The following is a 22,826-nucleotide window of genomic DNA, read 5'->3' on the forward strand; positions in this document are numbered from 1 at the left end:
GACAGGGCGGGGTGTGGCCGGGTACGAGGCCCACGGACCACCCGGCCGCCGGCCGCCGGATCCGCGGTCCAGGTCCACGGGCGACCGGAGCCTGGGACGGTGGCCGGGCTCGACCGCCCCCGGATCCCGTGGTCCGGGCAGGACCGGCCCCTGGCGGTGGGACGGCGGTCCAGGTCGGTGGGACGGGGTTCCAGGACGGTAGGACAGGGTTCCAGGACGGTGGGAGACCCGGCTCCGGCTCCGGGCGCCCCCGGGCCCGCCCGTCTCAGCCCACGTACAGCCGGATCCCGCCGTCCCCGGACTCCACCCGCACCTCGGTGAGGTCCCGCACCAGGGCGGTGGGCGCGTGCGCGCCGGCGCGCGGGCCGACCCCCACCACCCGCATCCCGGCGGCACGCGCGGCTGCGATGCCCGCGCCGGAGTCCTCGAAGACGATGCAGTCGGCCGGGTCGACGCCCAGCTCGGCGGCGCCCTTGAGGAAGCCCTCCGGGTCGGGCTTGCTGGCGCCGACGGACTCGGCGGTGATCCGCACGGCGGGCATCGCGAGCCCGGTGGCCCCCATCCGGGCGGCGGCCAGCGCCTCGTCCGCGGAGGTCACCAGCGCGTGGGGCAGCCCGGCGAGGGACGCTAGGAAGGCGCCGGCGCCCGGTATCCGCACGACGCCCTCGGTGTCAGCGGTCTCCTCCGCGAGCATCTGGGCGTTGTCCGCCAGGTTCTCCGCCATCGGGCGGTCCGGGAGCAGCAGCGCCATGGACGCATGCCCCTGGCGGCCGTGCACGACCTTCAGCACCTCCTCGGCGTCCAGGCCGTGCCGCGCGGACCAGCGGCGCCAGCAGCGCTCGACGACGGCGTCCGAGTTCACGAGGGTGCCGTCCATGTCGAGGAGGAGGGCACGTCCGGTCAGCAGGGTGGGGCGGGTGGCCGTCATCGGCGGGCTCCGTTGCACGAGGGTCTTCCGGGACGGGCGGGCCCCGAAGGTCAAAGCGAACCCGCCCGCCGGTCAGGCAGCGGGCGGGCCACTTTGTTCCCTCACGATACAAAACGACGGCCGCCCTCGCCAGGGGGCACAGGCTGTGCGCCGCCACACGACTGCACCACAGGACTGCACCACAGGACTGCACCACAGGACTGCACCACACGGACTACGCCGCACGGGACTACGCCGCTTGGGCTACACCCCGGTGCCCCCAAGGGGCGCGGGACACCGCGCGACCACCGCCCACCGGCCGGCAGCCGAAGACAAGACCGCGAGGGGCAACGCCCCACAGGGGCGCGGGGAACCGCGCGCCCCCCAGCAGCCGACAGCCGAGGACAAGACCGCGAGGGGCTTGCCCCGGTGACCCGCCGCAGGCGCGCCGCGACCGGTCGCGCCCATGCGGCGGAGCCGCACGATGTCGCCACCCCGTGCCTCGGGGGGAGACCGGGGCGCGGCCCCACAGGAGCCTCACGCCGCCACCGCCTCGTACACGCTCCACACCCCCAGCGCCGCCATCACCCCCGCCGCCACGCGGGTGATCAACCGCAGCGGCACGCGTTTCATCAGGGCCCTGCCGCCGACGATGCCGAGCCCGGCGACCGCCCACAGCGCCAGGACGGCTCCGATCGCGACCGACACGGGATCGCCGTACCGGGCCGCGAGGTTGGCTGTCATGATCTGGGTGAGATCGCCGAACTCCGCGACGAGGATGAGCCCGAACCCGGCGCCGGCCACCCGCCAGAAGCCCTGGTCGCGCGGCCTCCGCATCTCCTCTTCGGCCTTCTCGCCCTTCTGCAGGAGCAGCATCGCGGCACCGGCCAGGAAGAGCACGCCGGTCACCGCGTGCACCACACGGCCGGGCAGCAGCGTCAGCACGCTGCCCGCCGCGACGGCCAGCGCGACGTGCACGGCGAACGCGGCGGCCACCCCGGCGAAGACATAGGAGGCGCGGTACCGCGTGCCGAGCACAAGGCCGGCCAACGCGGTCTTGTCGGGCAGTTCGGCCAGGAAGATGACGCCGAAGACGAGCGCCATCACGCTGATGCTGATCAAGGTTCCTCAATCGGTCGGGGCTGCCCCGCCGAGAGTGTGCGCTCCTGTACGACACCCCGGCACGGCAGCGCACTCGGCCGCACACGGCTGTGTACGGGGCACTGCTTGCCGAAGGTCTCGCTGGCCGACCGCTGGAACGGTCCGCCTCCGGGCGCCGGCTCAGCCCTGCTGAGCAGTGTGTCGACGGTCCGGCGAAGAGCTACTCCCCTTCTGCTCCGACCATGCTACGCGACCCGCGCGGCGCACGGCCGTGACGGGTTCCGCGCCCCGCCTCGACGGACGGGCGGGGGGGCACCCCGCGGACGGCGCCGGACGGCCGGACTCCGGACGGCCGGACTCCGGACGGCGACCGACCGCCCCGGGGCGACAAACACCGCGATACCCCCTACTCGCACACCAGTTGGGGAGACATCAGTGCGACAGATGTCTTGATGTGACGTGCTCATGACGCGACTCTGTTACCTGACGCCCGCCTTCCGGAAACCCCGGGGCGCCAGCATGACCGAGCCACACCGACACCGACCCCCACACAGGGAGCTTCGCATGTCCGATGTCTACGCGCGTCGACGCGGCGTGTTCCGCCGCCGCCTGAGCACGCTCGGCGCGCTCGTCGCCGCGGTGTCCGCCAGCGCGCTGCTGAGCGGCCCGCCCGCCCAGGCCTCCCCGCCCACCCCGATCGCGGTGTCCACCGCGCACACCTACCTCTCCGAGCTGACCGTGGCGACCGAGGGCTCCATGACGGGCTACAGCCGCGACAAGTTCCCGCACTGGATCACCCAGTCCGGCACCTGCGACACCCGCGAGGTGGTGCTGAAGCGCGACGGCACCAACATCCAGCAGGGCTCCGACTGCTACCCCACCTCGGGCAGTTGGTACTCCGAGTACGACGGCGCCACCTGGACCGTGGCCAGCGACGTCGACATCGACCACATCGTGCCGCTCGCCGAGGCCTGGACCTCGGGCGCCAGCGGCTGGACCACCGCCCAGCGGCAGTCGTTCGCCAACGATCTGACCCGCCCCCAGCTGATCGCCGTCACCGACAACGTCAACCAGTCGAAGAGCGACCAGGACCCGGCCGAGTGGCTGCCGCCGCGGGCCGCGTACCACTGCACGTACGCCCGGATGTGGATCCAGGTGAAGCACTACTACAAGCTGACGATCGACTCCGCGGAGAAGAGCGCGCTGCAGTCCGTGCTCAACAACGAGTGCTGAATCGGTTGTCCTGCGGACGGGGCCGCCGGCCTCGCCCCCGCACCCCCGGCGCCGACACGGGCCCGCACGGTGGGCCCGCCCCCGTGCCGCGGACCGCGCTGCCGGACGTTCCGCGGACGTTCCGCGGACGTCGCACGCCCACCGGCTGCTGAACGTCCCGTCACACCGTCGCCCCGCCGCCGGGGCCGTCGGAACCGGTCGCGGAACCGGGTCCGGCGGCCCCGGCGGCTCGTGCGTTTCGCACACCCGGGCGCCCGGCGCATGGGCCCCGCCATGAGCGCGCCGAACGCAGCGCGCGCCCTCAAGCACCGGACGGACCCGCAAGGCCTGCCGGCCTCACCCTTGCACGCGGCCCGGATTCGGGGTCGCCCTCCGGGCTCACCCTCGAACGCCGGACGGGCTGGTGGTGCCCACCCCTCCACCCACCGGCCGACCACCCCTCCACCCACTGGCCGACCGCCCCTCCACCCACCGGCCGACCGCCCCGCCGGCCCCCGCACGCACGCGCCTCGCCCAACTACGGACCTGCAAGCGCGCGTTCGCCACGATTGGCGCATCCGCCTTTGAACACACCCGGGCCCACCCACGTATGACCCGTCGTGCACGCATCGCACCGCTCCGGTCGCCATCCGGAGTCGGCCGGTGGGTGCCGGTGGTCGGCGTACGGCCCGGCGGAAACGCCGGGGCGCGTCTTCCACATATGGCTAATGTTGAACTTGCAAGCATAAGTTAGGCATACCTAATCTATGGCTCACCCATTCGCCATCGGTTTCCCTGCCTTCCTTTGTCAGGCACCGGTCCCTTCTCTGTTCCGCCGTCCCCAGACCGAAGGAGTCGCCACCCCATGTCCGGACGTCTCGACAGCACGCGCCCGTACGCGATCGGACTGTTCCGCATCGTCGTCGCCCTGCTCTTCGCCTGCCACGGCGCCAGCTCGCTGTTCGGCGCCTTCGGCGGGCAGAGCCAGCCCGCCGGCTCCTGGCCCGGCTGGTACGCCGCCCTGATCCAGCTCGCCGGCGGCGCCCTCGTCCTGTTCGGCCTCTACACCAGACCCGCGGCGTTCGTCTCGTCCGGGTCGATGGCCTTCGCGTACTTCAAGGTCCACCAGCCCCATGCGCTGCTGCCGATCCAGAACGGCGGCGAGCCCGCGGCCATGTTCTGCTGGGCCATGCTCCTGCTGGTCTTCACCGGCTCCGGGGCCTTCGGGCTCGACCGGCTGCTCGCGTCACGCGGTGGGCGCGGGGGCCAGGGTGACCGTGCCGGGCGCGACGAGCAGGCCGGGCCGGCGACCGAGCACGAGCCGGTCACGGCCTGAGCCGCGGCCCGGGACCGGGGCCGGCGCCGGCGCCCGGGCCGCTCGCGGGCGAAGGCGCCCACCCGTCCGGGGTGGGCGCCTTCGCCGGAGGCACCGCCGGAGCCACCGACGGATGCCGTCAGGTGATCACGGTCGTACCGGGGCCGGGATGCCCCGGCGCCGTGCTCGTCGTCGTCCCGAGCGCCCGCCCCGGCACGACGGTGCCGTCGTCCCGAGGGCCCGCCCCGGTGCCGCGGTGACCGCCGCACCAGGACGTGCCCCGGTCAGCCGCCGCCGACCGCTCCGAACGGCACCGTCAGACAGGCGACCCGGGCCCCTTTCGAACCCGGTTCGTCATGCAGGACGACGGAACGGGCCTGGCCGCTGCGGAATCCCCAGGTGTGGTGGGCCCGCGCCTCACCCGCACCATGTGCGTCGGAGGTGAAATCCAGCCACACCTCGTTCTGCGGGTTCACGTACTCCGGGTCGGTCGACGGCTGCACCGGATCGACTCGGTGCTGGTAGTGGCCGCCCGAGGCCGCCGGGTCGGCCGCGCAGGGCTTGGTGTGCACGTGCGCCCCGAACGCGTATCCCGGGCGGACCCCGGACACGTGCAGGCTGACCGTCGTTCCCCGTCTGTCGCTGTTCTGCTGGATCTCGATCCGGGCACCCGGGGGCACCAGGTCCTTGTCGTAGGTCAGGGCGTGGGACGAAACCGTCCCGGACGGTGGCGAGAAGTGCGCCACCGTCCGCAGTTCGAAGGAGTCTCCTCCAGCCGTCCCGCCGCCCGGTCCACCGGCCGTCCCGCCACCCGCGGCCGCCAGTATGGCCGTCGCCATGGCGCCGGCAAGCATGCCTGCCATCATCGCCGTTCCGCTCCTCGTCTAGGGCGCGACTCTGTCGTGGGCGATCAGTCGCGTCGTATGAGTAGTTGACGCGACCACGGGGGCCCGCGCCGAATCGAATGCGGCAAACGGGTGAACGTGGGGTTCCGGTGTGGGTTCTGGTGACATGACCATCACCACATGCCCCGATGGGCCTGGTGACCGCCATGGCCGCGTACGCTGTATGGCTGTCAACGCGCCGCCCCGTGCAGCTTTCCGTGACTTCGCGGCGTGCCATGCGTACGGGGGAGTTCGCGTGCTGGAGAGTCTCGGGTCGCTGACCGGCAGCCCATGGATCTATGCGGCGGTGGCCGTCTCCGTGCTCTTCGACGTCTTCCTGCCCGTGCTGCCCAGCGGCGTCCTGGTGATCGCCGCGTCCACCGCGGCGGCGGCCGGTTCGGAGGCGTCCACGGGGCAGGTGCCGCACAATGTGCCCGACATCCTGTTCCTGATCCTGTCGGCCGCCACGGCCTCGGTGCTCGGCGACCTGGTCGCGTACGGGCTCGCCTGGCAGGGCGGCGAGCGCCTGACCCGCGCGCTCGCCCGTTCCCGGCGGCTGACCGCGGCCCAGGAACGGCTCGGCTCCGCGCTCTCCCGGGGTGGCGGCGTGCTCGTGGTGATCGCCCGGTTCGCCCCCGCGGGCCGCTCGGTCGTCTCGCTGGGCGCGGGGGCGGCCCGCCGCAGGGTGCGCGAGTTCCTCCCCTGGTCCGCCCTGGCGGGCGTGGCCTGGGCCGGGTACAGCGTCGGCCTCGGCTACTTCGGCGGCCAGTGGCTCGGCACGAGCTGGGTCGCCACGGCGGTCTCGATCCTCGCGCTGCTCGCGGCGGGCGCCGGCGCCGGGTATGTGATGCGGCGGCCCGGGGGTGGGGGCGAGGCGGCCGGGGTGACGGGGGAGGGTACGGCGGTTTCGGTGGCTCGGGCGATCTCGGCGGCTGCGGTGACTCGGGCGGCCTCTGCGGCTACGGCTACGGCTACGGCTACGGCTACGGCTACGGCTACGGCTACGGCTACGGCTACGGCTACGGCTACGGTACCGGCGGGGACCGCGGTGCCCGCCCTGCCCGTCGTACCGGGGGAAGGCGCGGGGTCCACCGTGGGGCCCGGTCGCTGACCCGCGGGGGACACGCGGCGACGCCTGCGGACCGGGTGTCGGCGTCCGGGGGACGGACGAGGCGTCCGCGCGCCGGGACGGTGTGGTGGCTCCCCCTGGCGGAAGCGGAGCGGGTCCGCGGGCCAGGACGGTGGCATCCCGGGGCCTGAGCGGGGCGGGAGCGCCCGCGGGCCGGACAGTGGCACCCCGGGGGCCGAAGCAGGGCCGGACAGTGGCACCCCGGGGGCCGAAGCAGGGCGGGAGCGCCCGCGGGCAGGACTGCGGGGGCGGCGGCCGCGCGCAGGACGGCGAAACAGGCGCCGACCGGGCGATGGCGCCCGCCCGCCGGAGCGGCACACGTGTGCCGAACAGGGGCTGGGCGGCCGCGGACCGGTCAAGGGGCTGCTACGGAGCGTCCGGTCAAGGGGCCCCCACGGGCCGGTGAGCGGCCCCCGCCGTCCGCTGACCGCGCACCTCAAGGCCGTCGAGGAGGTCGGCCGTGGCCCGGGCGACGGCGTCGACGGCCCGGTCGAACACCTCGCGGTTGTGGGCGGCCGGCGCACGGAAGCCGGAGACCTTGCGTACGTACTGCAGTGCGGCCGCCCTGATCTCGTCCTCGGTGGCCTCTTCGGGCAGCGCGGGCGGACGCAGCGTCTTGATGCTTCGGCACATACGGACAGTGTCCCTCACCCGCCCGGGTGACCGGCCACCCTCGCACGGCCGCCCGTCCGCCCGCCCGCGCCCCGCCGGCCGCCGCCCCGGGCCGCCTGCCCTGGCGGCCCCGCTCGGCCCGCCCCGCTCATCCCCTCTTCGCGGGCTGGGCGAAGCGCAGCAGATTGCCGGCGGGATCGCGGAAGGAACAGTCGCGGACGCCGTAGGGCTGGTCGAGGGGCTCCTGCACCACCTCGCCACCGGCGGCGCGGATCCGTTCGAACGTGGCGTCGCAGTCGTCGGTCTGGAAGATCACACCACGTAGCACGCCCTTCGCCAACAGCTCCGCCATGGCCTGCTTGTCGGCGGGCGAGGCGTCCGGGTTCACCGCGGGCGGTTCGAGGACGATGCTCACATCCGGCTGGGACGGCGCGCCGACGGTCACCCAGCGCATTCCCTCGAAGGCGACGTCGTTGCGCACCTCAAGGCCGAGGGCGTCCCGGTAGAAGGCGAGCGCCCGGTCGTGGTCGTCGACGGCGATGAAGCACTGGGAGAGTCTGATGTCCATGGCCCGACGCTACTGTCGGGCCCCCGCCCGCGCTCGTCCGGTCCCCGGCGCACCCCTGACCGGTCGCGTCAGCGCCTTCGCCACGCAGGCGGGGATGCCGGCAGCGTCCGCGTGGCCGCGCGCACGGTACGCGCTCGGGCTCTCCCCCACCAGTTCGGTGAAGCGGGAGCTGAACGACCCGAGCGAGGAGCACCCCACCGCGAAGCAGACCTCCGTCACCGACAGGTCGCCCCGCCGCAACAGCGCCTTGGCCCGCTCGATCCGGCGCGTCATGAGATAGCTGTACGGCGACTCGCCGAACGCGGCCCGGAAACTCCGGGAGAAGTGCCCCGGCGACATCAGCGCGGCGCGCGCCAGGGCCGGCACGTCGAGCGGTGCGGCATAGTCGCGGTCCATCAGGTCGCGGACCCGGCGCAGCCGGACCAGGTCATGCAGTTCCACGCGGCCAGCATGCCACTCGACGGCGACCGCGCGCACCGGCCACCCCCGCGCACGGGGACACGCCGACCACCCCGGGAAGGAACTCGCATCACAAAATCGAACAGGCGTAGCATTGCGCCGTGGCTGCGACTCATGACTTCCCGAGCGATCTCCTCGCCGGTCAGGAGGAGCTGCACCAGGTACGGGCCGAGCTTCTGGCCCTGCTGAAGCGGCTCCCCTGGTCCGTGGAACCCCTGGACGGCTTCAGCGATGACGGCGGCTGGCGCAAGATAGAGCGCCCCGCGTCTCCGGGCTGGACGCCTGACGAACAGGCCCAGGTGGAGAAGCTCCGCGAGCGCGAACGCGAACTGGCCGTATTCGTCACCTGCCACCGCTACTGGTCCGAACTCCCCGCCGACGACCGCGTCGAGGCCCGCATGACCCTGAAGCACACCCCGCCGCCCCCCGCCGAGGAGAACTGAGCGGAGGCCGCGAAGCGCGACCGAGGCGGTGCGCCGCGCGGCCCCCGGAAGGGCGGCACCCGGAAGAGCCGGCGCGGCACCCGGAAAAGCCTGTGCGGCACCCGGAAAAGCCGGTGCGAAGAAGACGGGACGGAATGCGGGCGTAGACGGAGGAGACGGCAGGCGTCGAACAGCACCCTCTTCCCGACGGGCCCTTCCGCCCGGAGCCTCATGCCCATGACACTGGCGCAGTTCGAGCTCCACCGACCTGTGAGCCATGTCGAACCCGTGGGCCTGACGGACCCGCTCGTGAGAGGACGAAGATGATCTCTTCCCGTTCCTTCGACCGCCGCACCGCCTTCCGCGTCGCGCTGGCCGCCGGCGCCGGCGTCGCGCTCGGCCCGACGCTGCTGTCGGGAGCCGCCCAGGCCTACACCTGGACACGCACCCTCAACGAGGGCGCTACCGGCGCGGACGTGACCGAACTGCAGATCAGAATCGCGGGCTGGGCCGCGGACAGCCCGAGCCACAGCCTCGTCAGCGTCGACGGAGACTTCGGCCCCGCCACCGCCGCCGCGGTACGCCGGTTCCAGGCGGCCTACGGTCTCGCCGCCGACGGCAGCGCGGGCCCCGCGACGCAGACGCAGCTCAACGCCCTGGAACAGTCGGACGGATCGACGGTGCACTTCAACTTCAGCGAGTTCACCGACCGGGTCAGCGGCACCTTCTCCGGCGGCAAGCTGAGCGCCACCGCCACCAAGGAGAACGTCCGGCGTGCGATGTACAAGCTGGAGGCGCTGCGGAAGAAGCTGGGCAACGTCCCCATCACGGTCAACTCCGGCTTCCGCAGCATCGCGCACAACGCCGAGGTCGGCGGTGCCAGCGACAGCATGCACCTCTACGGCACCGCCGCCGACCTGAACGTCCCCGGCGTGTCCAACCGCACCGTCTACCAGAAGGCCGAGACCTGCGGCTTCTCCGGCCTGGAGACCTACACCGAGGACCACCAGCACGTGGACAGCCGAGCCGACCTGGGCCGCGCCTGGTGGTGGCAGGACGGCACCATCTGACGCTCCCTCGCCTGAAAGGAGCACGGCCCAGGCCTCCGGACCCGAACCGGAGGCCTGGGCCTCTCCCCCACCGGCAGGCCGCGCGAGGCGGGCCGCACGAGGCAGGGCGCGCGAGGCGGGCCAGGCGGGGGCACCCGCCGCCCTCGCGCGCGAGCGGCTGCGGAGGCCGGTCGGCGAGGACGGCCCGGCCCCGGCCTCATGACTCTTGACCTTGCCCGAGGGTGAAGGCCGACGCTGTCCGTGCCGATCAGGATGACGAGCTGACCGCGGTCGGCTCCGACCGAAGCCGGATCAGAGGAGCCTGCATGGATGACGACGCCCTCCTGGCAGAGCAGATGGCTTACTACAGGGCAGGAGCGGCCGAATACGACCGGCCCTACGCGGAGCACGAAGACCTGCAGAAGCTGCTGACCGTCGTCGATGAACTCCCGATCGCCGGCGACGTGCTGGAGTTGGCCTGCGGAACGGGCCAGTGGACCCCGCTGCTCGCCTCGCGGGCGCAGTCGGTGACGGCTGTCGACGCGGCAGCCGAGGTACTGGCCCACGCTCGTGCGCGCACCGCCTCCCCCGGCGTTCAGTTCATTCAGGCCGACGTCTTCGAGTGGCAGCCGCCCCGCCGCTACGACACCGCGTTCTTCGCCTTCTGGCTCTCCCATGTTCCACCTGCGCGGCTGCCCGGCTTCTGGAACTCCGTCTCCGCCGCGCTCGCGCCGGGCGGCAGAGCGGTCTTCATCGACGACGGCCCCGCCGCGGCCGCCGAGGAGGAAGTCCTGTCGGATCAACCCGCCCCCGCGGCGCTGCGCCGGCTCGATGACGGCAGCCGGTACCGCATCGTGAAGGTCTTCCACGACCCAGGGAAGCTCACGGAGGACCTCACCGCGCTGGGGTGGTCGGCCCACATCCGCCCCCTGGCCCGGCACTTCGTCGGCGTTGCAGAACCGCCGGCAGACTCTGCCCCCGACCTTGACCGGGGCCCTGGCCTTGGCCCTGACGGCAGCCCCGAGAGCCCCTGACGCACCCCCCGCCCGGCCCCACACGTCATCCCGCGCGGAAGCATGAACGTGACACACACCACACTCATTGCAGCCGTAAGCCACCGCAGCCCGGCGCACATCCGCCTCTCTCCAAGAGAGGGTGCCTCGCGCCGGTTGAGCTCTGACCTGCAGTTATAGGCCCATCTCTTAGGGGAGATTTAGGAGACGCCCTCGCGTATCGCGACCACACTGATCAGTAGTGAGACCGTAGTCAGGGTGTCGTCTGCCCGCGAGAAGAAAGCCCCAGTAGTGCCCTGACCAGGCACTGCTGGGGCTTCACCGCTGATGGAACGGTGGGCGCGGACGGTTTCGAACCGCCGACATCTGCCTTGTAAGGGCAGCGCTCTACCGCTGAGCTACGCGCCCGGACTGATCCGACAGCCTACCCTGCTCGCGGCACTGCCTCGCAAACCCGCATACAGCGCCTCGGCCGGGGGTCACCTCCGCAACCGGTCCGGTAGCGGCCGGGATCACCCGCAGCGTGGACGGTCCCACCGGCGTCGTCCTGTCCGGCTCCGGCCCCACCGGCGTCGTCCCGGCTCCGCTCCCGCCCCTCCGGGTCCGCCGCCGTACACCAGGTGCCCGGCACGGCCGGCGACCGCGGGTCCCGCCTCGGCGTCCGCCGTGTCCCCGTGACGTCCACAGCCCGCGCGGAGTGTCCGTGCACGCCGGGGGCGGCAACGTCACGTGTGACGCACGAACCGCTGGCCCTGTGTGTTCGTCCCTACCGGTGGGACAATGACACGGGCAGGGCGAGCGACAGCACGGGAGAGGGATGTGACGGCGACACCTACGCAGCCGTGCGCGCCGGATGTGCCGGATGGACTGCACACTCGCCGTCGCGGCCGAACCACGGCCCTGCGCGGCCTTGAGCGCGTCCTGGGCGGGCCCCGGGCCAGGCTCCTGGGCGGGCCCCGGGCCGGGCGCGCGCCCGGGAACGGGCGGCCCCGTGAGGGCAGGCCCACGGACTCCGCACCCTCGCTCGGTGACCGGCCGCTTCCCCGCCCCGATACAGCTGCCCTCCGGACCGCGGCCGGGCCCTCCCCGGCGGGGAGCCCTCCGCTGGGCGGCTGCCGCACCGCCGCCCGCGACCTGCTGACCCTCGTGGTGCTGCCCCTGCCGCTGCTCGTGGCTGCCGCGCTGCCCGGGACCTTCACGGGCGGCGGCACGAGACGGTGGTTCGGGGGGCGGGCCGAGAGCCAGCGGGCCGAGGCCCAGGCCGCCAAGGACGCCGCCGCTGCCGCGTTCTACGAGCTCGACACCGCTCAGCGCGATCTGCGGATCTCCATCGAGACGATCACCGCGGTCGACGACTCGCCCGCCGCCCGGCGCGTGGTCTCGGACTTCGCGGAGCTGGGGCGCCGTATCGACGAGGTCAGCCACCGGTACATCACCGCCGTCGACGCCCATGACCTGGACCGCCACGACCTGGATGCCGCGTCCGCGACCCACGCCAGGACCGAGCTGACCCGGGCCAGGGACGAGCTGACCCGGACCAGGCAGGACCTCGACCGGTTCGCCCAGGGACTGGGGCCGCTGCTCGGCAAGGCGGAGACCCAGCTGGCCCGGGTCGCACCGGGCGTCGAGAGGGCCCGGCAGGCACTGCGCGCGGCGAGCGACGCGCTGGACACCGCCCGGGGGTCCGGTCTGCGGGCCGACGACCTGGCCGCGCGGCTTGCCGCGCTCGCCCCGGAGCTGACCAAGCTCAATGAGGGCGCCGGTCGCCACGGCGTTCCGGAGACGCTGGAGCGGGCCGAGCGGGTGGCCCGCGATGCCGAGGCCGTACGCGTGCAGGCGGAGCGGCTGCCGGAGCAGGCGGCCGAGATCGATCACCGTCTGGTGTCGATGCGTACCCGCGCCCAGGCGCTGACCACCAGGGCGGGCCAGGTGGAGCCGGTCCTCAGCGAGCTGCGCAGGCGCTTTGCCGTGGCCTGCTGGCAGGACCTGCAGAACGTTCCGGAGCACGCCGTGGAGAGTGTGCGCCAGGCCGAGCAGAAGCTGAAGGAGGCCCAGGCCGCCCGTGACGCGCAGCGCTGGCCGGACGCGATCGCGCACCTCTCCACCGCGCGTGCGCTGCTGAACTCCACGGACGACGCGGTCTCGGCCGCCGGGGACCGGCTGCGGCGGCTGAACGCGGTGGCGAAGGACCCGCAGCAGGAGATCGAGCGGACGCGGTTCGCCATCCGGGACGCACAACGGCTGGCGATGGCGGACCGCCAGACCCCGGACCCCCGTCATGCGCGGCCGCTCGACGACTCGGTGGCGCGGCTCGACCGCGCGGTGGCCGCGCTCGAGGGCGTGCACCCGGACTACTGGCACTTCCTCACGGAGACCGACACGGTGCGGCAGATGGTGGCGCGCGTGGTCACACAGATCCGCGAGGAGCGGGGCACCGCCCGGTAAGGCTCCGCCCGGCACCCGGCGTGAACGTGCCGCGGGTGCCCCCGCGGCACGTGTGCCACCTGCACCTCGCGCACCACCTGCGCCTCGCCAACCACGCGCGCCTCGTGCGCCTCGCCAACCACGCGCGCCTCGTGCACCTCGCGCGTCTCGTTCACGAAAGCACCCCTAGCACCCCCTGGCACGCCCTGAAAGCGCCATCAATAATTGTTAAATAACGAGAACATGTGCGAACCTGTGGGCGAACAGCGTGATGGGTAGTCCGCCCCCGGTCTCGTGCGTGTCCGAGTGGAGGCGGTCCGGGGTCCGTCCGAGGCCGTCGGATGGCACCAGATCCTTGGGGAAGGAATCCCTCAGTGCAGATCACTCGTGTCGAGACCTTCCTGGCCCCGCCCCGCTGGCTTTTCGCCCGGGTCGAGACGGACGACGGGGTCGTCGGCTGGGGCGAGCCGGTCGTGGAGGGGCGCGCGGAGGTGGTGCGCGCGGCCGTGCAGGCGCTCTCGGAGTATTTGGTCGGGCAGGATCCACTGCGGATCGAGGATCACTGGCAGGTGATGACCAAGGGCGGCTTCTACCGAGGGGGCCCCGTCCTGTCGTCCGCCGTCGCCGGCCTGGATCAGGCGTTGTGGGACATCAAGGGCAAGGCGTACGGACAGCCGGTGCACCAGTTGCTGGGCGGGCCCGTCCGGGACAGCATCCGCGCCTATGCCTGGGTGGGCGGCGATGAGCCGTCGGAGATCCGTGACGCGATCGCCGCTCAGGCCGAGGCCGGGTTCACCGCCGTGAAGATGAACGGCAGTGGGCGTATGACCGCGCTCGCCACGCGCGCCGAGGTACGCGCATGCGTCCTGCGGGCCATGACCGCCCGGGAGGTGCTGGGCGACAGCGGGGACTTCGCCCTCGACTTCCACGGCCGTGTCTCTCCCGCCAACGCGCGCCGCCTGCTGCCGCTGCTCACCGACTTCGCCCCCCTCTTCGTCGAAGAGCCCGTGCTCCCCGAGCACATGCACGCCCTGTCGGACCTGGTGAACGCCTCCAACATCCCTCTTGCTCTCGGTGAACGCCTCTTCACGCGGCAGGAGTTCCTCGCTCCGTTGCAGGCGGGGGTCGCGGTGGTGCAACCGGATATCTCGCACGCCGGTGGAATCTCCGAGCTCCGGCGCATCGCGGCGCTCGCTGAGGTGTACGGAGCGCAGATCGCGCCCCACTGCCCGCTGGGCCCGGTGGCCCTGGCGGCCAGCCTCCAGGTGGCCTTCACCACCCCGAACTTCCTGATCCAGGAGCAGTCGATCGGCATCCACTACAACAAGGACGCCGAGCTGCTGGACTACGTGGCCGACCCCGAACCGTTCCGGTTCGTGTCCGGATCGCTGCTCCGCACCGACCGGCCGGGGCTCGGCGTGGACGTGGACGAGGCCGCGGTCCGGGCGGCGGACCGCCGGAGCCATGCCTGGCGGAATCCGGTGTGGCGGCACGACGACGGGTCGTTCGCCGAGTGGTAGGCATGACGGGACCTCGCCGAAGCGGCCAGGCCGACATCCCCCGGCGCTCACCCTCCAGAGCGCTCCCCTCCCCGCACCAGCTCCCGCGCCCGTACCCACCCCCGCGCCCGCGCCCGCACCCGCACCCGCACCCGCCGGCCGCGCTCCCCCAGAAACCGGCACACCGTCACTCCGGGAAGAAGAAGGAACATGGATTTCACCACTGAGCTGCGGCAGCAGCGGCTGGTCACCATCGTCCGCGGCTCCGATGCGGACGCGTCGTTCCGGACGGTGATGACCCTGGCCGAGTCGGGCGTGACGCTGGTGGAGGTCTCGCTCAGCGGCGCGGGCGCCCTGGACGTCATCCGACGGGCACGGTCGGAACTGGGCCCGGGGGCCTGGCTCGGCGCGGGCACCGTTCTCACCTCCCAGGACGCCGCCCGTGCCGTGGAGGCGGGCGCGAACCTGGTGGTGACCCCGGGGCTCGGTCCCGGTGTGGACGAGTCGCTGCGCCGGGGGCTGCCCGTCCTGGCGGGAGTGCTGACCCCCACCGAGGTGATCGCCGCACGGGCCGCACGCGCGACCGCTCTGAAGATCTTCCCCGCGTCCACCGTCGGTGGCCCCTCGTATCTCAAGGCCCTGCAAGGGCCGTTCCCCGATGTGCCCTTCGTGCCCGTCGGGGGTGTGGACGTCACCGCGGCCGAGGAGTACCTCGCCCTGGGCGCCACGGCGGTCGGTGTGGGATCACCGCTGGTGGGCGATGCGGCGGACGGCGGTGACCTGGCCGCGCTGCGCAGGCGGGCCGCGGAGTTCCGGGCGGTGTGCGGGTGAGTGCGGCGCGGGCACAGCGGCCGGCCGCCCCGGGCGCCCCCGGCGGCGAGGTGCTCACCTTCGGCGAGACCATGGTCGCCCTGCGCGGCAGCGGCCCTCTGAAGCTGGGTGGCTCGATGCGGGTCTCCGTCGCCGGGGCCGAGTCCAACGTCGCCATCGGCCTGGCCAGGCTCGGCCACCCGGTCCGCTGGGTGGGCACGGTCGGCGACGACGAAGCGGGCGAACTCGTCCTGCGCACCCTCCGCGCCGAAGGCGTCGACGTCTCCGGCGTGCAGCGCGATCCCGGCGCCCCCACGGGCCTGATCCTCTTCGAACCCCGGCTGCCCGAGGTCACCCGCGTCCACTACTACCGTGCGGGCTCCGCCGGCTCCCGGCTCGACCCGGCCACCGTCGAGCGGGCGTTCGCCGCGCGCGCTCCCCGCGTCCTGCACCTGACCGGGATCACCCCGTCCCTGAGCCCTTCCGCCCTCGCCGCGACCCGGCGTGCCCTGGAACTGGCCCGCGCCCACGGCAGCCTGGTCTGCCTGGACGTCAACTTCCGCGCCCGGCTGTGGAGCGCCGAGGCCGCGTCCGCCTTCCTCGGCGCCTGCGTTCCCCATGTCGACATGCTCATCGCCTCCGACGACGAGCTGCCGCTCTGCCTGCCCCCGGACGAAGCGCCGCGGGACGAGCCTGCCGACAGCACGGCCGGCACCACGGCCACCACCTCGGCTCTGGCCAAGCTCCTCGTCGCCAGGGGCGTCGACGAGGTCGTGGTGAAGCTCGGCCCCGAAGGAGCCCTCGCCCACACCGCCCAGGGCGAACTGCACCGACCCGCGCGCCCCGTACAGGCGGTGGACGCGGTCGGCGCCGGCGACGCCTTCGTCGCGGGCTACCTCTCCGCGCTCCTGGACGGCGCGGACCTCGCGGCACGCCTCGACCGTGCCGTCACCACGGGCGCCTTCGCCGTCGCCTCACCCGGCGACTGGGAAGGCGCCCCGACCCGGTCGGAACTGGGACTCCTCGGCAGCGGCCCCGGCACGGTCGTCCGGTGAAGGCACCGCGGGAGGCGGCGGGCCCCGGCGGGAGAAGCGAGCCGCGGCGCGGGCAGCGCACCCCGGCGCGAAGAGCGGCGGGCCCGGCGCGGCCGGCGCCCCCCGGTGCGGTGAAACCGGCCGGATACCCCACGTCCGGCGGCCAGGTTACGCAATGTGCTCTGCCCCGGTCCGCCCCGGCCCGTTAACCTGTGCTCATGCCTCGCTATGAGTACCGCTGCCGTAGCTGCGGCGACACCTTCGAGCTGAACCGCCCGATGGCCGAGTCGTCCGCCCCCGCCCCCTGCCCGGCCGGGCACGACGACACGGTGAAGCTGCTGTCGACCGTGGCCGTCGGCGGTACGGCCAGCGCCACGCGCGGCGGGGCCGGGGGCGGCGGAGGCGGCTGCTGCGGCGGAGGCTGCTGCGGCGGCTGAGCCGGGAACTTCTCCTGCCGGGTCCGGGAACTTCTCCTGCCGGGTCCGGGAACTTCTCCTGCCGGGTCCGGGGCCTTCTCCTGCCGGGTGACGCACCGTCCCACGGGCAGGGGACCTCCGCCCGTCGCGCACGGCGCGGGGCGGGGGACCTCCGCCCTGCTGGACGCCACCTCCCACCGGCCAGGGACTCCGCCCTGCGCGCGCGGCTACTTCTTACGGGCGAGGGTCATCCCGTCGGCCACCGCCAGCATCACCGAGTCCACCCGCCGGTCACGGTCCACATGGTCGTTGAAGTCCTTGATCGCCGCGGCGTCCCCGGTGGCCTCGGGGTCGGTGACACCGCCGTGGAAGAAGACGTTGTCCACCACGAGGAGCCCGCCCTGACGCATCCGGGGGACCAGCGCCTCCCAGTACGCGATGTAGCCGACCTTGTCCGCGTCGATGAACGCCATGTCGAAGACGGGCTCGTCCGGCAGGCTCTCCAGGGTCTCCCGCGCGTCGCCGATCCGCAGCTCGATACGGTCCGCCACTCCCGCCTCCGCCCAGGCCTGCCGGGCGTGCCGGGTCCACTCCTCTGAGATATCGCAGGTCAGCAGGGTGCCATCGGCCGGCAGCGCCGCCGCCATGGAGAGCGCGGAGAGTCCCGTGAACGTGCCCACCTCGACCACTCTGCGTGCTCCCACCAGACGCACCAGGAACGCGAGCAGCGGTCCCTGCTCCTGGGCCACCTGCTTGCCCGCCACCAGGGGAAGCTCCGTGTGGGTGACCTCCACGAGCATGCGCTGCACCGGGTCGAGCGGTGGGTTGTGGCCGAGCATGTAGGAGTACAGCTCTTCGGTCAGCGGGGTGCCGTTGTTTCGGGCCATGTGTCCTCCTTGGCGTTGCGAGTGCTTCTCGACGTGCGGTGATGCACGTGCACGGGCTGCGGGCAGCGATCCACGGACGGTGCATCCACGGACGGTGACCCACGTACTGTGACAGTCCCGGCACGCCTACGGCAGCACTCTGCGGCGCTCAGGGCGTGCCGCGGGCGGCATCCACGAGGTGGCGGAGGATCTGCTCCCCCGCCTCGGCCCCGCTCTCCGCGAGGGCGGTGAGCCGAGGGGCGCTCCAGCCGGCCTCCGCGAGTTCGCCGTGGCCGGGCCGCCAGGACAGGTCGGCGGCGAGCAGCAGGTCCGCGTCGAGCAGGGAGTCGCCGGCGGCGAGGACGAGACCGGCGCCGGTTCTGCGCGCGACCTCACGCACGGCCGCGCTCTTCGTCAGGGCCTTCGGCACGGCGTACACCTTGCGTCCCTGCAGGGAGACCGTCCAGCCACGGGCTTCGGCCCAGCCGGACAGCTCCTTGACCCACCCCTCGGGCAGGAGTGAGCGCTCGACGACCAGGTAGGCGAAGAGGTCTTCCGCGACTCGTTCCTTGAGCACCCAGGCCCGGTCGGCGCCGGCCGTCAGGTGCGCACGGATCTCTGCCAGCGGCGCGGACTCCCGGGCGAGCCGGGCGGTGACCTGCCGGTGCCATGCGGGGTCCGGGACACCGTCGACGAGCAGGTGGCCGCCGTTGGCGCAGACCGCGAACGCCGGGGCGGGCCCGGGCAGGTGGATCCGGGCGTACTGCGCACGGCTGCGGGTGGTGGTGGGAACGAAGACCGCCGTCCGGCTGAGCTCTTCGAGGAGCACGGCCGCGGCCTCCGTCATATAGGAGAGCGGCCTGCCCTCGTAGGTCTCGACGCAGAGCAGCCGCGGCGCCTGGGCGTCGGGCATGCGCAGGCCGAGAGCCGGGGCGGAGTAGATGAGGGTGCGGTCCAGATCGCTGGCGACCAGGACGGTGCGCTCGGCGGGCAGCGCGGCCGGGGTCATGAGACCGCCGCCCGCCGGCCGTCGGCGCCGGTGGCACCGCGCGTGAAACGGGGGTGGATCAGCCCGACACAGCTGTAGGGGAGATCGTCCACCTCCTCGACGGGGACGCCCCGCTGCCCGGCGAGCAGCCTGATGTGGTGGAGGTCGGCGCCGGCCCCCCGGCGGGCGAGGACCTTCCAGGGCACCCGGCGCAGAAGTACCCGGGTCGTCTCGCCGACGCCGGGTTTGACGAGGTTCACATCATGGATTCCGTAGGCCGTGCTGATCCGCTCGACGGCCGCCCAGCCCTCCCAGGTGGGGGCGCGCTCGCCGGACAGCACCCGTTCGACGTGCGCGTCCACCGCGTCGCCGGCCTCGGCGAAGCGTGCCGAGACCGCGTCCAGGAAGTCGCCGGACACATCAGCCGAGGACAGGTCGCGGTAGAACTTGGCGCCGTGGAAGTCGCCGGGCCCCACCAGGTCGGCACGGAGCACGGTGCGCGAGACGAGCCCCGAGACGGTCGAGTTCAGGCAGGCCGAGGGGATCAGGAAGTCGTCCCGCGTGCCGTAGGTGCGCACACAGGAGCCGGGGTCGGCGAGCACCGCGACCTCCGGGTGGAAGGCGATCCCGTCGGTGGCCTCGAACGCGTCGAGCGCCCGGGCGAGTTCGCGGGTGATCGCCCCCTTGCCGGTCCACCCGTCCACGAAGACCACCTCGGACGGGTCGTGGTGGGCGGCGAGCCAGCGCAGCGCGTTGGTGTCGATGCCGCGGCCGCGGACGATGGAGACGGCGTAGTGGGGCAGGTCGAGGCCGTGCCGCTGCCGGGCCCAGCGGCGCATCAGGATCCCGACGGGGGTGCCGGCGCGGGCCAGCGACACCAGCACGGGGCGGCGCGGGTGCCCCCTTCCGGCCCCGGCCCTGAGCGGCAGCTCCGCGAGCACGGTCTCGGTGACGGTGCCGACCGCCTCGGCGATGCGCGCGGCCGACCCGGCGAGCGCCGTGTGGAACAACCGCTGGTACTCGGCACTGGGCTGGTACTCGACGGGCAGCGACTCCGCGTAGTGGGCGCCGCCGTTCTGAATGGCCTCCTCGCGCTCCTCCGTCGGGGCCTCCAGCTCCACGTCCGAGAGGTCCTGGAGGAGCCATCCCACCTCGTCCGGGGCGTACGAGGAGAAGCGGGGACCGCGGAGCGGCTCGGGCGGCGCATACGGCCCGCCCGCGGGCAACGCGGGCGCCCCGCCGGCCGGGCGCGGGTCCGCCGCGGCGGGGGCGTAGGAGGGGTCCGCCGCGGCGGGCGCGTAGGAGGGCACGATGGCCAGCAGAACGCGTGGGGTGTGGGCGGTGAGCCGGTCCAGCAGTCCGCCGGCGGCATGCAGGGCCGGGGTGTCCGCGACCGAGTCCACGACGGTCACGACGGCGTCGAAACCACCACCGGACACGTTGTACGCGTACCGCTCGCCGGGCCCGTCCTCCGGTTCGTCATGGGCGGGGAAGACGAGGCGGCTGCGGATGGCGTAGCCGGGGTCGTCGACGGCGAGGACCGGGGAACGGGTGGTCGTGGAGAACCGGACGTCCGCGTCGATGTGCCCCTGGAGGGCGGTGGCCAGCCTGAGCGGGGCGTACATCAGCTCCTCGAAGCCGAGGACGAGGATGCGGGGCCGGGGCGGGACGGCGCGGTCGTCGTCCGGTTTCCCTTCTGGTCGTGCCGTCCCCGGCCCGGAGACTCCCGGCGCCGCGTCCAGGGCCTCGGCCAGGCGCCTCGCCATCCGCGGCAGGGCGGCCTCCAGGGCCGCCCGGTGCGCCGGGGTGAAGCCGTGCCGGCCGCCGTCCGGAAGGCCGACGGGCCACCCGAGATCGACCCGGGTCACGGCCGGACCGCACCGCGCGTCCACCCGGTCGGCGGCCTGGGCGGAGCCGGCGTCCTGGACGGAGTCGGCGTCCTGCGTGGACTCGTACCGGGCGACCAGGTCCCGTCCCGCCTCCAGGACGCCGTCCGGGAGGTGCACGGTGCCGGAGGCCGCGGTGACGAGGTCCACGCGCGCGCCGATGCCGGTGGCGAACCGGGTGAGCTGGTCCCGGTCCCGCGGCGAGCGCAGGTCGACGAGGGCGACGATCACATACCGGCGCCGGGGAAAACGCCGGTGGAGGGTGCGGATGGTGTTGAGGACGGTGTTGCCCGTGGAGAACTCGTCGTCGACCAGGACGAGGGGCCCGTCGCCCGCCAGGAGGCGGGGGTCCTCGGGCAGCAGCAGGTGCGACGTGGCGTGCGAGTGCGCCTCTTCGAACCCGGCCGCGCGGGCGACGCCGGGTACGGGGCGGCGTGTCGAGTGCAGGTACGGGGCGAGCGCCACACCGTCGGCGACGGAGTGCCCGAGCCCGGTCGCCGTCTCCGCGTAGCCGAGGACGACGGCCCGCCGGGACTCGTCGTCGCCGAGCAGCGCACGCACGCGCAGGCCCAGGTCGTAGCCGTGCCGCCAGACCACGGAGGGGTCCTGCGGGACGTGCTTGCCCAGCACCCGGGAGACGAGCAGATGGGCCCGTTTGGGGTTGCGCCGCACCGCGAGCCCGAGCAACTCCCTCAGCCGGGCGGTGGCGTTGGCATCGCCCTCTCCCCCGCCGGCCGCCCGTCCACTCGCCCCTCGCCCCCCGCTCTCCGGGGGGCTGCCGTCTCCGGATCCGGCTCCGCCGCCCACGCCCACCAGCCGTACCCCAAGGCGTTCGGCGACCCACGTCCCCGTCCACACCACGATGTCCACCGTCCTTGTCCTCAGCCGGCGAGACCGGCGGCGAGCAGTTCGACGAAGCCGATGTTCTCCCTGGCCACGCCGAAGACCTCGGCGCGCTGAACGGTGCGCTCGGCCCAGGCGCGGTGCGGCTTCACCTCGTTCATCTTGTTGGTGTATGTGGACCGCAGGACGCCGCCGCCTTCCGGGCCGGACCGCAGGATGTCCTGGGCGTCGCTGAACTCCTCGTGACTGACGACGGACAGTGCGTGGACGGGCAGCACGTGCGAGGGGTGGATGCAGGTCTTGCCGAGCAGGCCGTTGGCACGGTCGAGTTCCACCTCGCGGAGCAGACCGTCCAGGTCGTGCTCGATGAGGGCGGTCCGCAGGTGCTCGGCGCGACCGAGGAACGGGCTCTGGCGCAGCTGGGGCTTGAACATGCGCTCCTGGAGCCGGAAGTACTCCCAGACGGGCCCGGTGACGGTGAAGCCGGTGCCGTCGGCACGGCCCAGGACGTTGACCACGTCGCCGATCACCGCGGCCACGATCTGGACGTCGTAGGCGGTCATGTCGGGTGGCCGGCGCAGCCCGTAGGCGGAGCAGAAGTCGGTGACGCCGAGCCGCAGGGCGAGCACGCGGTCACGGTACTTGTCGACGGTGCGCGCGATTCCCGCAAGGGTCTCGGCGCGGGTCTCCAGGTGCAGCAGCTCGGGGGATTCCAGGACGGGCATGGCGAAGAGCCGCCGCTCGCTTGCGGACTCGGCGGTGGCCAGCGCCTCCAGGAAGGGAACGCCCGTCTCCTCGGTGAACTTGGGCAGGACGAATCCGGAGAGCAGCCGGACGGCGGGGCCGAGGCGGTGCACGAGATCGGGTATCTGGTCGGCGACGCGGACCCGGATGAACAGCAGCGGAAGGCCGGCGTCCGGAGCACCCCGGGCGGAACCCGCCGGCCCGGCGCCCCAGAGCTCCCTGAGCTGCTGGATCACGTTCTCCTCGGCGGAGTCCACCTCGGTGTCGTCGATGGAGTCCTCCAGGCAGAGCACCATCGAGATCACGCCACGCCTGGTCTGCTTGACGATGTCGTCGGCCAGCCGGGGGCGGGTGGCGGGGCTGTAGAGGGTGGCGCCCAGAGCCATGGCCAGAAGGGGGGCCGGGGCGTCGGCGGTGAAGTGGCACGGTTGCCGGTGGAAGAGATGCTCTCGCACCTCCGGGGCAAGGTGCCCGAAGTGACGCATAGCTGTTCCCCGTATCGCCAAGGCGTGTCAACGTAAATGTGGCCGGTAATAGTACGTAGGGGGACCTGTCAAGGGTTCCCACATCGCATGAAAATCAGGTAACCCTGCCGTATCACCCCGTCCATCGGGGGTTCCGTCCCGGTGGGCCCCGGCGGCGTCC

Annotated in this window: 21 protein-coding genes and 1 tRNA gene; 11 read left to right on the top strand and 11 right to left on the bottom strand. The window is 73.2% G+C overall.

The features are described from left to right. Positions 1 to 265: 265 nt before the first annotated feature. Both ACSMXW_RS07740 and ACSMXW_RS07745 read right to left on the bottom strand, forming a co-directional pair. Positions 266 to 928, bottom strand: coding sequence for an HAD-IA family hydrolase (locus tag ACSMXW_RS07740; protein WP_485804726.1), 663 nt, complete (start codon positions 926 to 928; stop codon positions 266 to 268). Positions 929 to 1,444: 516 nt separating this feature from the next. After that, complete coding sequence (locus tag ACSMXW_RS07745) at positions 1,445 to 2,029, bottom strand: TMEM165/GDT1 family protein (protein ID WP_485804727.1); 585 nt, start codon at positions 2,027 to 2,029, stop codon at positions 1,445 to 1,447. A gap of 543 nt (positions 2,030 to 2,572) precedes the next feature. Between ACSMXW_RS07745 and ACSMXW_RS07750 the strand changes: the two genes are divergently transcribed. After that, positions 2,573 to 3,241 carry an HNH endonuclease family protein gene (locus ACSMXW_RS07750; RefSeq protein WP_485804728.1) on the top strand — a complete coding sequence of 223 codons (669 nt, stop codon included), beginning with the start codon at positions 2,573 to 2,575 and terminating at the stop codon, positions 3,239 to 3,241. Between the two features lie 844 nt (positions 3,242 to 4,085). Beyond that, positions 4,086 to 4,556, top strand: a complete 471-nt coding sequence (locus ACSMXW_RS07755; protein ID WP_485804729.1) for a DoxX family protein — start codon at positions 4,086 to 4,088, stop codon at positions 4,554 to 4,556. Between the two features lie 263 nt (positions 4,557 to 4,819). Here ACSMXW_RS07755 and ACSMXW_RS07760 read toward each other — a convergent pair whose 3' ends face one another. Next, positions 4,820 to 5,401 (bottom strand): superoxide dismutase family protein, encoded by a 582-nt coding sequence (locus ACSMXW_RS07760; protein ID WP_485804730.1) that lies wholly within the window; start codon positions 5,399 to 5,401, stop codon positions 4,820 to 4,822. Positions 5,402 to 5,675: 274 nt separating this feature from the next. Here ACSMXW_RS07760 and ACSMXW_RS07765 point away from each other — a divergent pair, with 274 nt between their 5' ends. Continuing rightward, the gene (locus tag ACSMXW_RS07765) at positions 5,676 to 6,530 is read left to right on the top strand and encodes a DedA family protein (RefSeq protein ID WP_485804731.1); all 855 of its coding nucleotides are present in this window, start codon (positions 5,676 to 5,678) and stop codon (positions 6,528 to 6,530) included. A 399-nt stretch (positions 6,531 to 6,929) separates the two neighbouring features. Here ACSMXW_RS07765 and ACSMXW_RS07770 read toward each other — a convergent pair whose 3' ends face one another. The 3 genes from ACSMXW_RS07770 to ACSMXW_RS07780 all read right to left on the bottom strand — a co-directional run bounded on the left by ACSMXW_RS07770 (position 6,930) and on the right by ACSMXW_RS07780 (position 8,124). Continuing rightward, positions 6,930 to 7,181, bottom strand: a complete 252-nt coding sequence (locus ACSMXW_RS07770; protein ID WP_485804732.1) for a DUF2277 domain-containing protein — start codon at positions 7,179 to 7,181, stop codon at positions 6,930 to 6,932. A 127-nt stretch (positions 7,182 to 7,308) separates the two neighbouring features. Continuing rightward, the gene (locus ACSMXW_RS07775) at positions 7,309 to 7,728 is read right to left on the bottom strand and encodes a VOC family protein (RefSeq protein WP_485804733.1); all 420 of its coding nucleotides are present in this window, start codon (positions 7,726 to 7,728) and stop codon (positions 7,309 to 7,311) included. Between the two features lie 9 nt (positions 7,729 to 7,737). Continuing rightward, positions 7,738 to 8,124, bottom strand: a complete 387-nt coding sequence (locus ACSMXW_RS07780) for a helix-turn-helix transcriptional regulator (RefSeq protein ID WP_485807884.1) — start codon at positions 8,122 to 8,124, stop codon at positions 7,738 to 7,740. Positions 8,125 to 8,288: 164 nt separating this feature from the next. Between ACSMXW_RS07780 and ACSMXW_RS07785 the strand changes: the two genes are divergently transcribed. The 3 genes from ACSMXW_RS07785 (at position 8,289) to ACSMXW_RS07795 (ending at position 10,692) form a co-directional block, all read left to right on the top strand. Then, entirely contained in the window at positions 8,289 to 8,630 is a 342-nt protein-coding gene (locus ACSMXW_RS07785; protein WP_485804734.1) for a hypothetical protein, read from the top strand. 302 nt (positions 8,631 to 8,932) lie between these two features. Continuing rightward, the gene (locus ACSMXW_RS07790) at positions 8,933 to 9,679 is read left to right on the top strand and encodes a D-Ala-D-Ala carboxypeptidase family metallohydrolase (RefSeq protein WP_485804735.1); all 747 of its coding nucleotides are present in this window, start codon (positions 8,933 to 8,935) and stop codon (positions 9,677 to 9,679) included. Positions 9,680 to 9,984: 305 nt separating this feature from the next. After that, entirely contained in the window at positions 9,985 to 10,692 is a 708-nt protein-coding gene (locus tag ACSMXW_RS07795; RefSeq protein WP_485804736.1) for a class I SAM-dependent methyltransferase, read from the top strand. A gap of 315 nt (positions 10,693 to 11,007) precedes the next feature. Here ACSMXW_RS07795 and ACSMXW_RS07800 read toward each other — a convergent pair. Continuing rightward, positions 11,008 to 11,079 (bottom strand) — tRNA-Val (locus tag ACSMXW_RS07800). Positions 11,080 to 11,775: 696 nt separating this feature from the next. Between ACSMXW_RS07800 and ACSMXW_RS07805 the strand changes: the two genes are divergently transcribed. From ACSMXW_RS07805 to ACSMXW_RS07825, 5 genes are all read left to right on the top strand, one after another. Further along, positions 11,776 to 13,116 (top strand): hypothetical protein, encoded by a 1,341-nt coding sequence (locus ACSMXW_RS07805; RefSeq protein WP_485807886.1) that lies wholly within the window; start codon positions 11,776 to 11,778, stop codon positions 13,114 to 13,116. Between the two features lie 353 nt (positions 13,117 to 13,469). Next, on the top strand, positions 13,470 to 14,615 hold the full coding sequence (gene dgoD / locus ACSMXW_RS07810; protein WP_485804737.1) for a galactonate dehydratase: 1,146 nt from the start codon (positions 13,470 to 13,472) through the stop codon (positions 14,613 to 14,615). A 189-nt stretch (positions 14,616 to 14,804) separates the two neighbouring features. Next, the gene (locus tag ACSMXW_RS07815) at positions 14,805 to 15,425 is read left to right on the top strand and encodes a bifunctional 4-hydroxy-2-oxoglutarate aldolase/2-dehydro-3-deoxy-phosphogluconate aldolase (RefSeq protein WP_485804738.1); all 621 of its coding nucleotides are present in this window, start codon (positions 14,805 to 14,807) and stop codon (positions 15,423 to 15,425) included. Beyond that, the gene (locus ACSMXW_RS07820) at positions 15,422 to 16,459 is read left to right on the top strand and encodes a sugar kinase (protein WP_485804739.1); all 1,038 of its coding nucleotides are present in this window, start codon (positions 15,422 to 15,424) and stop codon (positions 16,457 to 16,459) included. The genes ACSMXW_RS07815 and ACSMXW_RS07820 overlap by 4 nt, the downstream gene beginning before the upstream one ends. A 197-nt stretch (positions 16,460 to 16,656) precedes the next feature. Continuing rightward, complete coding sequence (locus tag ACSMXW_RS07825) at positions 16,657 to 16,875, top strand: FmdB family zinc ribbon protein (protein ID WP_485804740.1); 219 nt, start codon at positions 16,657 to 16,659, stop codon at positions 16,873 to 16,875. Between the two features lie 206 nt (positions 16,876 to 17,081). Here the strand turns inward: ACSMXW_RS07825 and ACSMXW_RS07830 are convergent, their stop codons facing one another. The 4 genes from ACSMXW_RS07830 to ACSMXW_RS07845 form a co-directional block, all read right to left on the bottom strand. Further along, positions 17,082 to 17,741, bottom strand: a complete 660-nt coding sequence (locus ACSMXW_RS07830) for an O-methyltransferase (RefSeq protein WP_485804741.1) — start codon at positions 17,739 to 17,741, stop codon at positions 17,082 to 17,084. A gap of 148 nt (positions 17,742 to 17,889) precedes the next feature. After that, a complete protein-coding gene (locus tag ACSMXW_RS07835) occupies positions 17,890 to 18,729 on the bottom strand; it encodes an HAD family hydrolase (RefSeq protein ID WP_485804742.1) in 840 nt (279 codons plus the stop codon). Beyond that, positions 18,726 to 21,290, bottom strand: a complete 2,565-nt coding sequence (locus ACSMXW_RS07840; RefSeq protein ID WP_485807888.1) for a phosphoribosyltransferase — start codon at positions 21,288 to 21,290, stop codon at positions 18,726 to 18,728. Before ACSMXW_RS07840 ends, ACSMXW_RS07835 begins: the two co-directional genes overlap by 4 nt. Before the next feature lie 185 nt (positions 21,291 to 21,475). Further along, positions 21,476 to 22,666 carry an HpcH/HpaI aldolase/citrate lyase family protein gene (locus ACSMXW_RS07845; protein WP_485804743.1) on the bottom strand — a complete coding sequence of 397 codons (1,191 nt, stop codon included), beginning with the start codon at positions 22,664 to 22,666 and terminating at the stop codon, positions 21,476 to 21,478. Positions 22,667 to 22,826 lie beyond the last annotated feature (160 nt).

The organism is Streptomyces sp. DSM 116793 (assembly GCF_057320905.1).